The sequence below is a fragment of the Pseudoalteromonas sp. TP27 genome, assembly GCF_056470645.1.
On record NZ_JARDAK010000009.1, the window covers coordinates 129815 to 145163 of the forward strand.

The window sequence follows — 15349 nt, forward strand, 5'->3', positions numbered from 1 at the left end:
TAAACTATGTGGTATTTCGCTTGGATTTTAGGTGTACTTTTGGCCTGTACCTTAGGTGTAATAAATGTTATGTGGTACGAGTTTCATCAAAATAAAAACAGCATTGCTGATGATGAACAACCTATGCATGATTTATTAAACGAGGCTAACTCGACTAAAGATGACGACTAACCCCCGACCAGATCGCGCGCAGCAGCAGTCACTGCGCGCTTTTTTAAAGTTACAAAGTAAACCCGCTGCAGTGTGGTTAAAATTAAGCATTGCACTGGGTACTTTTAACGCATTACTAATGATTGCAGGCGCCTATTTACTTGCGCAAACTATTCACAATGTAATGTTTGAAGGCAGTAGTTTAAGCAGCGTTACATATTTACTGTGGCCGCTAGCTGGTATTATTTTACTACGTGCAATATTTTTAGCATTAAGCGAACGCTTAAGTGCATTTGCTGCACTTAAAATAAAATCGGCTATGCGCCAAACACTTCTAAATAAGCTCAGCTTACTTGGGCCAAGCTATATAGAACAACACGGCCAAGGTGCTTCACTCAATACCTTACATAATGGTGTAGAAGCTCTTCACGACTATTATGCTAAATATTTACCCGGCGCTGCTTACAGCGCGCTTATTCCGCTGGCAATATTAGTTGTTATTTTTCCGACAGATTATAAAGCTGGGTTGATATTTTTATTAACCGCCCCGCTCATTCCTTTTTTCATGATTTTAGTAGGCTCAAAAGCCGAAGCTTTAAACCAAAAACGCTGGAAGCAACTTGCTGTACTGGGCAATTACTTTTTTGACCGCGTACAAGGTTTAACCCAACTCAAGCTATTTAATGCAACACGTACCGAGCTTAAACAAATAGCTAAAATTTCAGATGATTTTAGACATGCAACACTCGATGTTTTAAAAATCGCGTTTTTATCATCATTTGCACTTGAGTTTTTAGCCACCATTAGCGTGGCACTCGTTGCTGTTATTATTGGTTTTAGACTGTTTTTTGGTACTCTTGATTTTGCAACAGGCTTTGTGGTGCTACTTTTAGCGCCTGAATTTTATTTACCACTACGTCAATTGGGTAGCCATTACCATGCACGCTTACAAGGCATTAGTGCAGCGGCCGACATGGTTGCGATTTTAAATGCCCCACTGCCAAGTGATGGAGCTGAGCCTGTAACTACAAGCACACCTGAAAACAATTTAACTTTAAATACAATTAACTCAATAAGTATTACCGACCTTAATTTTATATACCCAAACAGTAACGAAGGCATTAAAAATATAAATTTAACACTGCCAAATAAAGGCTTAATTGCTGTTGTGGGCAGTAGTGGCTCAGGTAAAAGTACCCTGTTTGATTGCCTATTAGGGTTTCACCCTGAGGTGATAAACCACCTATCTATTAATGAGCAGAGTTTAAGTACAACCGATATTACTTACCTGCAAAATAACATTGCATGGATACCGCAAAAAGCGACGCTATTTTACGACACCATTGCTGCCAACATTAAATTGGCCAAACCCACTGCCACACAGCAAGAGCTTGAACATGCAGCAGAGCAAGCTGGTGTGCTTGAATTTATAAATACCCTACCCGATGGTTTTAACACATTAATTGGTGAGCAAGGCGAAGGGCTTTCTGGTGGTCAAAAGCAACGTATTGCACTGGCACGTGCGTTTATAAAACAAGCACCAGTCTTAGTGCTTGACGAGCCCACAGCGCACCTTGATAGCCAAACAGAGCAACTTATTCAAGATGCTATTAATGAATACGCTAAAAACAACTTAGTGTTAGTCATTGCTCATAGACTCAATACCGTTAAACACGCCAGTAATATAATTGTTATGCACGATGGAAAAATAGCTGAGCAAGGACACTTTGAAACACTTGCAGCGCAAAATGGTGCATTTTCAAATTTACTCAAAACAGCTGAGCAAGGAGTAATGCATGACTAACTTTATTCGCTTATTAAAGCTTTGCGCTCCTCATTACAAAGCAATGCTACTAGGCACATTTTTAGCGACGATTACGGTATTAGCTAATGTGGGCTTGTTAGCTATATCTGGCTGGTTTTTAGCATCAATGGCGGCTGCAGGTATTGCCGGCGTGCAAATGAACTACTTTACTCCAGCTGGTACGATTCGGTTTTTAGCAATTGTACGAACAGCATCGCGCTATGGCGAACGTTTGGTTACCCATAACGCCACATTTTTATTACTAAGTGAAATACGTACCAATGTATTTGCAACGTTAAGTAAGCTTAACAATGTTGATTTAGCAATGAGCCGAAGCGCTGATTTAGTTAACAGATTACAAAACGATGTAGACGCACTCGACAAGTTTTATCTAAACGTTTTACTTCCTATGCTGGTCGCTCTTTTAAGTGTGCCAATCATCATGCTGTTTATGTCGGCCTACAATGGCAACGTCGCCCTTATTTGCTTCACTGGCATTATACTTATTGGCGTGGTTATACCTGCTTTACTCAGTGCAAAGCTCACTAAAAACAGCCATAAAGAAACGCAGCTTAGTGCGCAACTTCGCTCTGAACTTTCAGATACACTTACAGGGCTAAGAGAGTTGAGTATTTATCAAGCTCGTTCGCAGCAGCTTAATAAGTGCGATGAATTAAGCGAGCAATACAATCAGCAATTATTTATTCGCCACAAAGCACTGGCAAACTCAGATGGGTTAAGCTTGTTGGTTGTTCAATTAGCCATGCTTGCTAGCATAGTAACCATAGTTCCGTTGGTTTACGCCAATACTATGGTAAATGTAGAACTTGCCATGTTAAGCCTGTTTGTACTGGCAAGCTTTGAGAGTGTATTGCTACTGCCTAATGCGTTTATTGAGCTACCTAACGTATTAAAAGCAGCAGAGCGACTGTTTATACTTGAAGATAAAGCAGCTAACTCACAAGATAAAAATACAATTATAGAGGCAGATGAAAGCTTTAGCGCGCAAAATAACACATTGGCACTTAACAATATTAGCTATCAATATGGTGAACAAACAGCACTAACTGATGTTAGCTTTGAGCTAATGCCTCAGCAAAAAGTAGCGATTGTTGGTAGAAGCGGCAGCGGTAAAACAACGCTTGTAAATTTACTGACTGGTTTATGGCCCTTGCAACAAGGTAGCATTACTCTAAATAATCAAAATAGTGTTGTTAACTTACATTCATTAAATAGCGATATACGCGCAAACGTTATAAATATACTTGCTCAGCAGCATCATATTTTTGATGGCACGTTAAGTGATAACTTACGTTATGCAGCGCCAAATACTACTAAAGAGCAAATGATTGAAGCGCTCTCATTAGCGCAATTAAGCCCATGGTTTAATGAGCTAAAAGAAGGTTTAAAAACACGATTAGGTACTGGCGGACGTAACGTATCGCAAGGCCAATCTAGGCGTATAGCTATTGCGCAAGCATTACTTAAAAACCCGGCTATTTTAGTCCTTGATGAACCAACAGAAGGCCTTGATAACCAATCTAAGCAAGGTGTAATGCAAGCAATTATGCATGTTATGAATAACGCGAGTGTACTAACAATTACGCACGATCCCGCTCTACTTTCTCAAATGAATAACGTTGTATGGTTGGAAGACGGCAAAGTGGTTGCACAAGGCTCTCATAAAGAGCTCAGTAGCACTTATCCTGATTATGTAGCACTAACTACCCGGTTTTAATACCTTTACAGACACGTCAATAACGCCGACTTTAGGGTCGGCTATCTTTTTAAACATACTCTTCGATAAATCAATAATACGACCTCGCACATACGGGCCTCTATCATTTATTCTTACTGTGACTGATTTGTTATTAGCGAGGTTGGTAACAATCACTTTAGTACCAAAATCAAATTCTAAATGGGCTGCTGTTGCAGCTTGTTGGCTAAAGCGCTCTCCGTTGGCGGTTGTTCTTCCGTGATATTTGTCAGCATAAAAAGATGCTTTACCAACTTGAGTAACTTCTCCAGTAGATGATTTAACAATAGGTTGGCTACTACAAGCGGCTAAAACTGAAGTAATAAAAAGAGTAAAAATTAACTTAGGTAAACGCATAGAATGGCTTTTATTATAAAAATTAGGCGCATACTAACTTGGGTAGCCTGAGTATTAACTGAATTAGCTTAAAAGCAGGACAATAAAAAACCACCTTCGATTTATCATCTAGGGTGGTTTTTTAATGCTTAAAGCAAAACGCGTGAATTATCTTACGATGCCGCGCTCTGAGCTTTTAACAAAGTCGACCATCAATTTCACAGCAGGATACTTTGCAGCATCTTCACTAAGCGACTCAATAGCTTCTTCAGCACCTAAGCTCTTACGGTAAAATGCTTTGTATGCACGGCGTACAGCCATAATTTCATCACTTTCGAAACCACGACGTTTCATGCCTTCTTTATTGATAGCCGCTGGGCCTGCTGGCATACCAATAGTAGTAACAAATGGCGGTACATCTTTGTTAACACCTGAATACATACCAATAAATGCATGGTCACCAATTTTACAAAACTGATGAACACCCGAATTACCACCAAGGATAACCCAGTCACCTACATGTACATGGCCCGCTACACTTGCGTTATTAGCAAAGATCACGTTATCGCCAATTACCGCGTCATGTGCAACGTGGGTATAAGCCATAAATAAATTATTACTACCAATTTTAGTAACGCCTTGATCTTGAATTGTTCCACGGTGAATTGTGGCACATTCACGGATAACGTTGTTATCACCCATGATCAGCGTAGTTGGCTCGTTGTTGTATTTTTTGTCTTGGCAGGCTTCGCCTACAGACGCAAACTGAAAAATATGGTTGCCAGAACCGATTGTAGACGGTCCTTTAACAACAACGTGAGACTCAATAATACAGTTATCACCGATAACAACATCATTGCCAATATAACTATATGGACCAACTGAGACATTGTTGCCTAGTTTAGCGCCAGGTTCGATTATTGCTGTAGAATGGATCACTATTAAAACTCTCTTCTCGCACACATAATTTCGGCACTACATACTATTTTGCCGTCGACTCTAGCTTCTGCAGCAAACTTCCAAATGTTGCGACGTTCTTTTAAAAACTCAACATGAAGATGCATTGTATCGCCAGGAATTACAGGTTGTTTAAAACGTGCATTATCAACAGCTGCAAACAAATATAATTCGTTTTCGCTACGATTTTCTACTGTTTTAAAACCTAATAATCCTGTAGCTTGCGCCATTGATTCTAATATTAGCACACCAGGAAAAATTGGCTGATTTGGAAAGTGGCCAGTAAAAATTGGTTCGTTTATAGAAACATTTTTAATAGCATGTAAAGATTTGCCAGGTGTAAAGTCAATAACACGATCAATTAATAGCATCGGGTAGCGGTGCGGTAATAAAGCTAAAATTTCTTGAATATCAAGGCTATTTAATTCGTTTGCCAAAATAGCATCCTTATTAGTGTTCAACGTTGTGACTTAGCCAATGCTTCGAGCGCTTTAAGACGAGATTTCATGTCTGAAAGATTACGCAAGTGAGCTATTGATTTACGCCATTCTTTGTTAGTCGTATGGGGCATACCAGATGAGTAAATACCTGGTTCGGTGATTGATTTTGTCACCATACTCATGCCGGTAATTATAACACCATCACATACAGACATGTGACCATTAATTGCAACCATGCCACCAATTTGACAGTTTTTGCCAATGGTAACGCTTCCTGCAAGTACAGTGCAGCCCGCAATTGCGGTGCCTGAATTAACTTCAACGTTGTGCGCTATTTGACACTGATTATCGATAATAACATTGCTATGAATAATGGTATTGTCCAGTGCGCCACGATCAATTGTGGTACTTGCACCTATTTCAACTTTATTACCTATGATCACAGAGCCAAGCTGAGGTATTTTTACCCACTGCCCGCGCTCGTTCGCATAACCAAACCCATCACTACCTACAACACTATTTGCTTGAAACAAACAATCTGAACCAATTTCAACATCGTGATAAATAGTCACACTAGGCCAAAGCTTAGTGCCAGAACCTATTTTAACACATTCGCCGATAAAACTGTTCGGACCAATTTGCGCGTTGTCACCAATCACTGCATTAGCTTCAATGACTGCGTTAGCACCAATAGCGGCACTGTCACTAACAATCGCTGTTGGATGTACCGTAGCGCTTGGATGAATACCTGTAGATGCTGATCGTGGCGTCGTATCCATAAATTGCGCTAATTTTGCGTAACTTACATACGGATTAGCAACAATAACTTTACTACCACTAAAGTACTCTGCATCGGCTTGGCTTACTATTACAGCGCTAGCTTGAGTAGTCTCAAGTTGCGAGCGATATTTTGAGTTCGCTAAAAATGCAATATGCCCAGAATGGGCATTTGCAAGTGTCGCTATTTTTTTTATTTCTAAAGCGCCATCACCCTGAAGTTCGGCGCCTAGAAGTTCCGCTATTTGCGAAAGCGTATAATTTTGCATAGAGTGATTATTTCTTACTAACTGCGGCTACAACTTTAGACGAAAGATCAGTTACTTCTTTAGGGTTAAAGTAAATTGTTGTGTCTTTTACTTTAACTTCGTCAAAGTCGCCGTCTTTAGCAATCTCTTCAATCGTTTTGATGATTACACCTTGAACTTTAGCAAGCTCTTGGTTTTGGCGCGCTTTGATTTCTTGCTCTAAAGGACGACCTTGTTCAGCAAGATTTTTTTGCATGCCCTGAATTTTTTCACGCAGAGTATCTTTTTGAGCTTGGCTCATAGTGGTACTTTCGCGTTTAAATTTTTCAGCTTCAAAACGAATATCGCCTTGTAACTTTTCAAGCTCTTGACGGCGCTCAGCAAACTCAGTTTGTAAAGACTGTTCAATTTTAGCCATTTGAGGTATTTGCTTGTAAATTTCTTGCATATCAACAATACCTACTTTATGTGCAAGTGCACTCGCAGAAGTACCCATCAACAACGTTGCTAGAACAGCTACTGCCGTTGATTTAAATAATTTAGTCATAAAAAACTCCTTTAAAAAGTGTTACTAATGTTAAAGCTGATGGTTTTCGTATCGTCATCTTCTTCTTTTTGCAATGGATACGCAAAACTGATCAGCATTGGACCCATTGGAGAGATCCACTGTAATGAAAGACCGGTTGACACCCTAAAGCGCATAGGGTCTGAATAGTCATCTAATTTAGCACGCTCATCAGGTGCTAAGTTTTGAAAACGGTCTACATTAAACTCTGTATCCCATACGTTTGCTGCATCAACAAAGAAGCTAGTACGTACAGAGCTGGTATTTTCTTCGTCTAAGAATGGCGTAGGAACAATTAGCTCCATACCCGCTACAGCTTTAGCATTACCACCAATACGACCTTGCGGTATTAGAATATCAAACTCTGATGCACCACCAATGCTACCGGTTGTAGCACCGTCTGCACCAGGCGTACCCGGAATAGACTGCGGTATACGCGATACAGCACGTGGTAGTATTGTATTACGGTCAAAGCCACGCAGTTCCATTTCTGTAATTTGAAAGTACTCTTGGAATGGCAGTGTTTGCTCATACCCGTTTGTAGAACCATAGCCATTACCATAACCAAGCGCTGCACGCGTTGAGAATACCCAGCGGTGATCGTTTGATATAGGCCAGTAAAAACGCGAATCGTAATTCAGTTTAAAATACTGAAGATCTGAGTTAGGCGTTGTTGCTGTTAAGTTTAGCGTTTGACGCGAACCCGCTGTTGGGAATAAACCACGGTTAACGGTGATACGCGACCAACCAACACTCAGCTCGTACTTAGTAAAGTCAAAGCCTGCATCTGGGTTATCTGGATCTAAGAAAGTTTCACGAAGTACACGTGTTTGCTCGTACTCTGCAATATCAGAAAGCTCTTCTTTAATCCAACGAGCGCCAAAGTTAACACGATTTACAGCATCGATTGGGAAACCAATATTGGTGCCTAGACCATAAGTTTTAGATTTATATTCAACAAGGCTGAATTTACTTGCATCGTAGTTTGTGTAAAAGATGCTACTACCTTGCGATACACCATCTGGCGTAAAGTATGGGTCTGTGTAGGATAAGCTTATGCTTTCAGAACCTACAGACGTATTAAGGTTTAAACCAATTTGGTTACCAGTACCTAAAAAGTTAGATTCCGTTACACCAATGTTAAATTGTAAGCCTTGGTAAGAACCATAAGCAAGACCTGCATTAAAGCTACCTGCTGATTGCTCCTTTACTGTAAAATCGACATCAACCTGATCATCAACACCCGGAACAGGCACTACATTAAAATCAACTTTTTCCATGTAAGGTAAACGTTGAATTTGCAGTTTTGAACGCTCAAGGTTTTGATTAGATAACCATGCACCTTCAAGTTGTGTCATTTCACGACGAAGTACTTCATCTGCCGTATTTTGGTTACCGCCAACAATAATACGACGAACGTATAAACGCTTACCTGGATTAACCGACAGTGTTAATTGTACTTCTTGGTTTTCGTCGTCAATTTCTGGAATTGTACGCACTTCAGCATTAGCGTAACCAAAACGTGCTAAGTAGCTTTTAATAAACTCTTCAGATGAAGTAACTACAGAACCGTTATAAAGCTCACCCGCTCTAAGTGGGATAACACTTTTAATTAAGTCTTCACGACCAAGTAAGTCACCTATAAAGTCAAAGCCTTTAACTTTATATTTTACGCCTTCAGTTAAGTTAGCTGTAACGTAAACTGATTCACGTTCAGGGCTCACTGAAACTTGCGTTGAGTCGATATTAAAACGTAGATAACCACGGTCTAAATAATAACTGCGAATTTTTTCTAAATCGCCTTCAATGGTTTGCTTTTGGTAGCGATCGCTTCCCATAAACTGCCACCAAGGTAAATCTTGCTGCGATTCAGCAAGTTTAAGAAGATCTTCATTAGAAAAAAGTTCATTACCCACTAAGTTAATTTGGCGGATAGAAGCAGCATCACCCTCATCAAACTCTAATTTAAGTTTAACGCGGTTACGTGGCAGCTTAGTAATACTGATATCTACTTTAGCGTTGTACTTACCAATACTGTGAAAAAACTCAACTAAACCTTTTTCGATACTATCGATAACGGTTTTATCAAGTGGTTCACCTTGGCGAATATCTTGCTGATCAAGAGACTCATTAAGCTGCTCGTCTTTAATGTCTTTATTGCCTTCAAACTCAATAAAGCTGATGGTAGGACGTTCCGTTACTTTAAAAATAACGTTGTTGCCATCACGAAGTGCTTTTATGTTATCAAAGTGCCCAGAACGATAAAGTGACTTTATTGTTTTTGAAATCGTATAGTCATCAACATTATCGCCTACGTTAATAGGAATATGTGTAAGCGCTGCACCGAGTGCTACACGCTGTAAACCTTCAACTTTTAGGTCTTCAACAATAAAGGAGTTTTGGCCTAGGGCTGCAAAACTTGCACCCAATAAACTTGTTATTGCCAAATGTTTTTTTATAGCCATTTTATTATCTTTATCCTTTACAACTGTATTACCGCATAACACCACTACTAGTGGTGCTTTACAATCGTGTTCTAATTAGTAATTTGCCACGCTGTAACTACAAGCGCGATACATCATTGAACAAAGCGAAACATGTTAGAAAAATGAGTAACAAGGCACCCACTTTAAAACCAAACTCTTGTGTCTTTTCAGAGACTGGCTTTTTACGAAAAAGTTCAATTATGTAATACATTAAGTGTCCGCCATCAAGCACTGGTAAGGGTAATAAATTAAATACACCCAAGTTAACGCTTATTAAGGCTAAAAAGCTTAAAAAGGCCACTAACCCATAGCTTACGCTAGTTCCAGCGCCTACTGCAATGCCCACAGGGCCACTTAAATTTTTAACCGAAACCTGGCCTGTAATTAAATTACCAATCATGTCAAAACTGAGTGTAATTAAGCGCCACGTTTCTTTTGTGCCTCGCCCGATACTATCGAGCGGGCCAAAACTTCTAGTCTCTACATAACCATCAGGCCATTGCTGTACGACGGGAGCTACACCTAAAAAGCCTTGCTCAATACCGTTATTATCAATGCGTCCTTTCGGAGTTACTATAATGGATTGTATAGTATCTTGTCTTTTTACACTAAATTGTAAAGATTTGTTAGCTGATTGCGTAATAAGATTAACTAATTGCTGCCAATTGCTTATTGTTTCACCGTTTACAGCCAAAATTGTGTCGTTAACTTGTAAATTAGCGTGTTCTGCTGCTGAGTCTTTAGTCACGGCGGCAATTGTTAAAGTTGCTTGAGGTCTAAATGGCACAATACCTAACGAACTTAGTGGTGGTACGTCTCGCTGATCAAGCTTCCACCCTTCTAAATTAAGTGTTTTAGTACGTGGTTGAAGGTTTTCATCACGTATAATAACTTCAACGCTTTGCTCGCCTAAGTTAGACATAAGTGCAAATGTGGCATCTTGCCATGTCGTTATATCGTCATCGCCAATTTTTATAATGTGTTGAGAAGGCATAATGCCTGCCTGCTCTGCGCGGCTACCTTCGGTAACGCTCCCAACAACGGGTTTTACCGACTGAACACCCACCATATACATCACCGCAAGAGCAAAAATGGCAAACAAAAAGTTAGCCATTGGACCGGCTGCAACAATAGCAATACGTGCTTGTACAGATTTTGCGTTAAACGATAAGTGACGTTGATTTGCTGGCACGTCATCAACGCGCTCATCAAGCATTTTTACATAGCCGCCTAATGGAATAGCGGCAATCACGTATTCGGTATTATATTTGTCGTGCCATTTTAACAGTGGCTTACCAAAACCAATTGAAAAACGCAGCACTTTAACGCCCATTTTACGTGCAACCCAAAAATGGCCGTATTCATGTATGGCCACTAAAATACCAAGCGCTAAAATAAATGAGCCAAGATTCCAAAAAAAATCAAACATATTAATGCGCCACTTTTGTTATAAACTCTGAAGCGCTAATACGCGCTAATTTATCGCACTCTAAAATTTCATCTAAGCTTTGCACATTGGTGTAAGCCGCGGCTTCAAGCGTTTGTGCATTTATTTTGTATATATCGGTAAAGCTAATCCTACCGTTTAAAAATGCTTCTACGGCTATTTCATTTGCTGCGTTTACTGTTGTGGTAGCACCTTGCCCGGCACTACACGCATCAATCGCTAATTGTAGGTTTGGATAACGAGAAAAATCAGGCTTAGTAAACGAAAAATCACAAATATCAGAGAAGTTTAACGGTTTAACTCCAGCATTAATTCGCTCAGGATACGCTAGTGCATGGGCAATTGGCGTGCGCATATCAGGGTTACCCATTTGCGCTAAAATAGAGCCATCGTGGTACTGCACCATTGAGTGAATAATACTTTGAGGATGAATAACCACATCAATATCACTAGTATCACAATTAAATAACCATTTAGCTTCAATAAACTCTAAGCCTTTATTCATCATAGTTGCAGAATCTACTGATATTTTTTGACCCATAGACCAGTTAGGGTGTGCAACGGCTTCACTTACGGTTACATCTTTTAACGTATTTATATCACGCGTTAAAAACGGGCCACCAGAGCCGGTAAGCAAAATTTTACTTACGCCATGTTGCTGTAGTTTTTGATCGCCTTTGGCATTTTGTAACGAAGACGGTAGGCATTGAAAAATTGCATTATGTTCGCTATCGATTGGCAGCAAGGTGGCTTTATGTTGTTTAACTTTATCGATAAACAACTGACCTGACATAACTAAAGATTCTTTATTAGCTAGCAGTACTTTTTTGCCGGCTTCTACTGCACTGAGTGTTGGCAATAAACCTGCAGCGCCTACAATTGCCGACATTACAATGTCAACATCAGGGTGGGCACATAAATCGCTCATTGCTTGCTCGCCGTGCATAACAAGAGTTTGGCACTGCGTATTAGCTAAATGAGCAGATAACTGCTCAGCGGCGTACTGCGTTGCCATAATCGCATAAAGCGGCTCATGTTCAATACACAGTTCAGCCATTTTTTTTGCGTTTTGACCTGCTGCCAAAACAAAAACATCAAATAACTCTTTATTGCGCGATACAACATCCAATGTACTTAAACCAATTGAGCCTGTTGCGCCTAAAATAACCAGCAATTGCTTTTGGCTCATAAACTAAGAGTCCACGCATAGCACATAACAAACATTGGAGCTGCAGCGGTTAAGCTGTCAATTCTATCCAAAATACCGCCATGCCCTGGTAAACAACGACCGCTATCTTTTAAGCCGGCTTCGCGCTTAAACATGCTTTCAAGCAAATCACCCACCGCAGAAAATAACGCAATAAATGCAGTCATTATTGCGTACACAGGCCAAACACCTAAATCAACATCGGTAAAGTGACAAAATGCTAATACAAAAATGATAGAAGCGACTACACCGCCCGCTAAACCTTCAATGGTTTTATTAGGGCTCACTTTTGGCATTAATTTATGTTTACCAAAACTCTTACCTGAAAAATAAGCTCCCACATCTGCACTCCACACAATGCCAAGCACAACTAAAATAAGTACAGAGCCAAAATGTGTTGATTCAGCATATTGCGCGCTACGTAGTGTATTTAGTGCAAGCCATAACGGCACAAGCGTGAGTAATCCTGCAATGCCGCGCATAACTAAGCCTTCATTCCACGCTTTAGCCATTTCTGGGTAGCGCCAAATTAGGTAGCTAGCAACAATCCACCAAGCAAATGAAAGCGTAAATACGTAATTTGCATCGCCGACTAGCTTGCCATTTTCCCATAATGATTCAATAGGCCAGTGTAAATTGAGCAAGCCAAGTAAAGCGGCAATCAGCACAACAAAAGCACCCCGCTTAAGTTTGCCGCATAAGCCCATAAATGCAGACCATTCCCATGCACCTAGTAATACAATTGCACCCGCAAAGTAACTAAATAACGTAAGCGGTGTATAAAAAACCAAAGCCAATGCTAATGGAGCTAGCACGAGTGAGGTTAAAATTCGTTGTTTTAACAAAATGTGACCCTTATTCTATTCAGGTTTGAGCGAGTAATTGTTTTATTTGTTCGCCCGTACAACCAAAACGTCGCTCTCTGGCAACGTAACACGCAATGGCCTCAGCAAATGCTGCTTCATTAAAATCAGGCCAAAGTGTCTCGGTAAAGTAAAGTTCTGCATAAGCAACTTGCCATAGTAAAAAATTACTAATACGAACATCGCCACCAGTGCGAATAAGTAAATCAGGCTCGGCCTGATCTGCCATGCTCATATGCTGTGCTAAGCGCTCTTCTGTAATATCTTCTGCGTTAAGTGTGCCCTGCGCAACTTGCAAAGCAAGTTGTTTAGCCGCATTCGCCATATCCCAACGACCACCGTAATTAGCTGCTACATTTAAACACAGCCCGGTGTTATTTTCAGTCAGCTTATGCGCAGCGTCTACCTTGCTACGTAATCCTTCAGAAAATCGTGATAAGTCTCCAATAATGGTCAGTTTTACATTGTTTTTATGAAGCTTTTTAACTTCCTTTGTTAAAACAAATAAGAAAAGCTCCATCAAAGTGTTTACTTCGTCTTCTGGGCGGCGCCAGTTTTCACTACTAAAAGCAAATAAGGTTAACGATTGTATCCCTAATTTAGTACAAAACTGAACAGATTGACGAACTGCGTCTACGCCTTTTTTATGCCCATACACACGAGGTCTATTTCTAGCTTGCGCCCAACGTCCGTTCCCATCCATTATGATAGCTACATGTTTGGGTAAACTTTGCTGTGAAATTGTATCAGCATCTAGAACCATAAATATTGACTATTCCATAAAAAAACGCCGCCTAGTATACCCTAGACGGCGTTTCAAAACTAATAAAATTAGCTGTTTAGATTTCCATCAATTCTGTTTCTTTAGCCGCTAATAGAGTATCCATTTCTTTAATAAACTTATCAGTAAGCTTTTGAATTGCATCATCTGATTGACGCGCTTCATCTTCAGAAATGTCTTTCTCTTTTAATAAACTTTTTACATCGCCATTAGCATCACGACGAATGTTACGAATAGCAACACGGCCGCCTTCTACTTCAGCGCGTACAATTTTAATTAAATCTTTACGACGCTCTTCAGTAAGAGGAGGAAGTGGTACACGAATAACAGTACCTGCTGACATAGGGTTTAAACCTAAGTCAGACGCCATAATTGCTTTTTCAACAGCTTGCGCCAAAGACTTATCAAACACACCAATAGCCAGTGTACGAGAATCTTCAATTGTTACGTTAGCAACTTGGTTTAAAGGAGTTGGTGCACCGTAGTACGACACCATAATGCCATCTAAAATTGCAGGATGTGCACGGCCAGTACGAATTTTAGATAGTTGACTACCTAGTGCTGTTACACTTTTTTGCATGCGCGCTTGCGCGTCTTTTTGAATATCGTTAATCACGGTTTAATCCTAATTATTTGATTATTTCATCTGAGGCTTGTGAAGAAATAAGTGTTCCTTCCGCTTCACCCATAATTACGCGTTTTAACGCGCCTGATTTATTCATGTTAAATACGCTCAATGGCATTTTATGATCGCGGGCTAGAGTAAACGCCGCTAAATCCATAACTTTTAATTCTTTGTCAATAACTTCATTGTAGCTTAAATGGGTATAAAGCGTCGCATCTGGGTTTTTAACCGGGTCATCACTGTATACGCCATCAACTTTAGTCGCTTTAATTACAGTATCCGCTTCAATTTCGATACCGCGTAAACACGCTGCAGAATCGGTAGTAAAAAACGGGTTACCTGTACCTGCTGCAAAAATAACAACGCGACCAGTTTTTAATAAGCTAATTGCTTCAGCCCAGTTATAAGCGTCACATACACCATTAAGCGGAATAGCCGACATTAAACGACAGTTTACAAATGCACGGTGTAGCGCATCACGCATTGCAAGGCCGTTCATAACCGTTGCAAGCATACCCATGTGATCGCCTACTACGCGGTTCATACCTGCTTCTGCAAGTGATCCACCGCGTAAAAAGTTACCTCCACCAATAACTAAACCCACTTCTACGTCGAGTTCTACTAGCTCTTTAATTTCTTGAGCCATACGATCTAAAACTTTAGGGTCGATGCCAAAGCCTGCGTCTCCCATTAAAGCTTCACCACTTAATTTGAGAAGAACACGTCTAAAAATAGGTTTGCGATTGATAATCATAGTATTGGGGCCAACTTTTATTGAATTATGGATAAAAAATAACCGCGCTTATGTTAAACATAAAAGCGCGGTTATTTTAAAGAATTTCTAGCTGCGAAGCAAAACCAAATAGTACTTTAATTGCATCTAATTTCCTTTTGCTTCACAAATAGT

General features: G+C 40.1%; 15 protein-coding genes. 3 read left to right on the top strand and 12 right to left on the bottom strand.

The genetic code is table 11. The features are described from left to right. Positions 1 to 6 precede the first annotated feature (6 nt). The 3 genes from cydX to cydC are packed head-to-tail and all read left to right on the top strand — an operon-like array spanning position 7 to position 3692. Complete coding sequence (cydX, locus tag PX700_RS12420) at positions 7 to 171, top strand: cytochrome bd-I oxidase subunit CydX (RefSeq protein WP_008133888.1); 165 nt, start codon at positions 7 to 9, stop codon at positions 169 to 171. Beyond that, positions 161 to 1954, top strand: a complete 1794-nt coding sequence (cydD, locus tag PX700_RS12425) for a thiol reductant ABC exporter subunit CydD (protein ID WP_479520869.1) — start codon at positions 161 to 163, stop codon at positions 1952 to 1954. Before cydX ends, cydD begins: the two co-directional genes overlap by 11 nt. Next, a complete protein-coding gene (gene cydC / locus PX700_RS12430) occupies positions 1947 to 3692 on the top strand; it encodes a thiol reductant ABC exporter subunit CydC (RefSeq protein ID WP_479520870.1) in 1746 nt (581 codons plus the stop codon). The genes cydD and cydC overlap by 8 nt, the downstream gene beginning before the upstream one ends. On the opposite strand, the gene PX700_RS12435 is transcribed toward cydC, so the two are convergent. The 12 genes from PX700_RS12435 to pyrH all read right to left on the bottom strand — a co-directional run bounded on the left by PX700_RS12435 (position 3675) and on the right by pyrH (position 15196). Next, positions 3675 to 4067 carry a septal ring lytic transglycosylase RlpA family protein gene (locus tag PX700_RS12435; protein WP_415638218.1) on the bottom strand — a complete coding sequence of 131 codons (393 nt, stop codon included), beginning with the start codon at positions 4065 to 4067 and terminating at the stop codon, positions 3675 to 3677. The two genes, cydC and PX700_RS12435, sit on opposite strands and share 18 nt — an antisense overlap. Before the next feature lie 147 nt (positions 4068 to 4214). Continuing rightward, positions 4215 to 4985 (bottom strand): acyl-ACP--UDP-N-acetylglucosamine O-acyltransferase, encoded by a 771-nt coding sequence (lpxA, locus tag PX700_RS12440; protein ID WP_149591849.1) that lies wholly within the window; start codon positions 4983 to 4985, stop codon positions 4215 to 4217. Positions 4986 to 4987: 2 nt separating this feature from the next. Further along, a complete protein-coding gene (gene fabZ, locus PX700_RS12445; RefSeq protein WP_166421101.1) occupies positions 4988 to 5440 on the bottom strand; it encodes a 3-hydroxyacyl-ACP dehydratase FabZ in 453 nt (150 codons plus the stop codon). A gap of 20 nt (positions 5441 to 5460) precedes the next feature. Next, the gene (lpxD, locus tag PX700_RS12450) at positions 5461 to 6489 is read right to left on the bottom strand and encodes a UDP-3-O-(3-hydroxymyristoyl)glucosamine N-acyltransferase (protein WP_479520871.1); all 1029 of its coding nucleotides are present in this window, start codon (positions 6487 to 6489) and stop codon (positions 5461 to 5463) included. 7 nt (positions 6490 to 6496) lie between these two features. After that, positions 6497 to 7015, bottom strand: a complete 519-nt coding sequence (locus PX700_RS12455) for an OmpH/Skp family outer membrane protein (protein WP_024606271.1) — start codon at positions 7013 to 7015, stop codon at positions 6497 to 6499. 11 nt (positions 7016 to 7026) lie between these two features. Next, on the bottom strand, positions 7027 to 9498 hold the full coding sequence (bamA, locus tag PX700_RS12460) for an outer membrane protein assembly factor BamA (protein ID WP_479520872.1): 2472 nt from the start codon (positions 9496 to 9498) through the stop codon (positions 7027 to 7029). Between the two features lie 97 nt (positions 9499 to 9595). After that, on the bottom strand, positions 9596 to 10948 hold the full coding sequence (gene rseP, locus PX700_RS12465; protein ID WP_415638214.1) for a sigma E protease regulator RseP: 1353 nt from the start codon (positions 10946 to 10948) through the stop codon (positions 9596 to 9598). A gap of 1 nt (position 10949) precedes the next feature. After that, positions 10950 to 12155 (bottom strand): 1-deoxy-D-xylulose-5-phosphate reductoisomerase, encoded by a 1206-nt coding sequence (ispC, locus tag PX700_RS12470; protein WP_479520873.1) that lies wholly within the window; start codon positions 12153 to 12155, stop codon positions 10950 to 10952. Continuing rightward, on the bottom strand, positions 12152 to 13018 hold the full coding sequence (locus tag PX700_RS12475) for a phosphatidate cytidylyltransferase (RefSeq protein ID WP_479520874.1): 867 nt from the start codon (positions 13016 to 13018) through the stop codon (positions 12152 to 12154). Before PX700_RS12475 ends, ispC begins: the two co-directional genes overlap by 4 nt. 19 nt (positions 13019 to 13037) lie before the next feature. Then, on the bottom strand, positions 13038 to 13799 hold the full coding sequence (locus tag PX700_RS12480; RefSeq protein WP_149591842.1) for an isoprenyl transferase: 762 nt from the start codon (positions 13797 to 13799) through the stop codon (positions 13038 to 13040). A gap of 76 nt (positions 13800 to 13875) precedes the next feature. Continuing rightward, the gene (gene frr, locus PX700_RS12485) at positions 13876 to 14397 is read right to left on the bottom strand and encodes a ribosome recycling factor (protein WP_231609641.1); all 522 of its coding nucleotides are present in this window, start codon (positions 14395 to 14397) and stop codon (positions 13876 to 13878) included. A gap of 49 nt (positions 14398 to 14446) precedes the next feature. Next, complete coding sequence (pyrH, locus tag PX700_RS12490; RefSeq protein ID WP_166421109.1) at positions 14447 to 15196, bottom strand: UMP kinase; 750 nt, start codon at positions 15194 to 15196, stop codon at positions 14447 to 14449. Between the last annotated feature and the right edge of the window lie 153 nt (positions 15197 to 15349).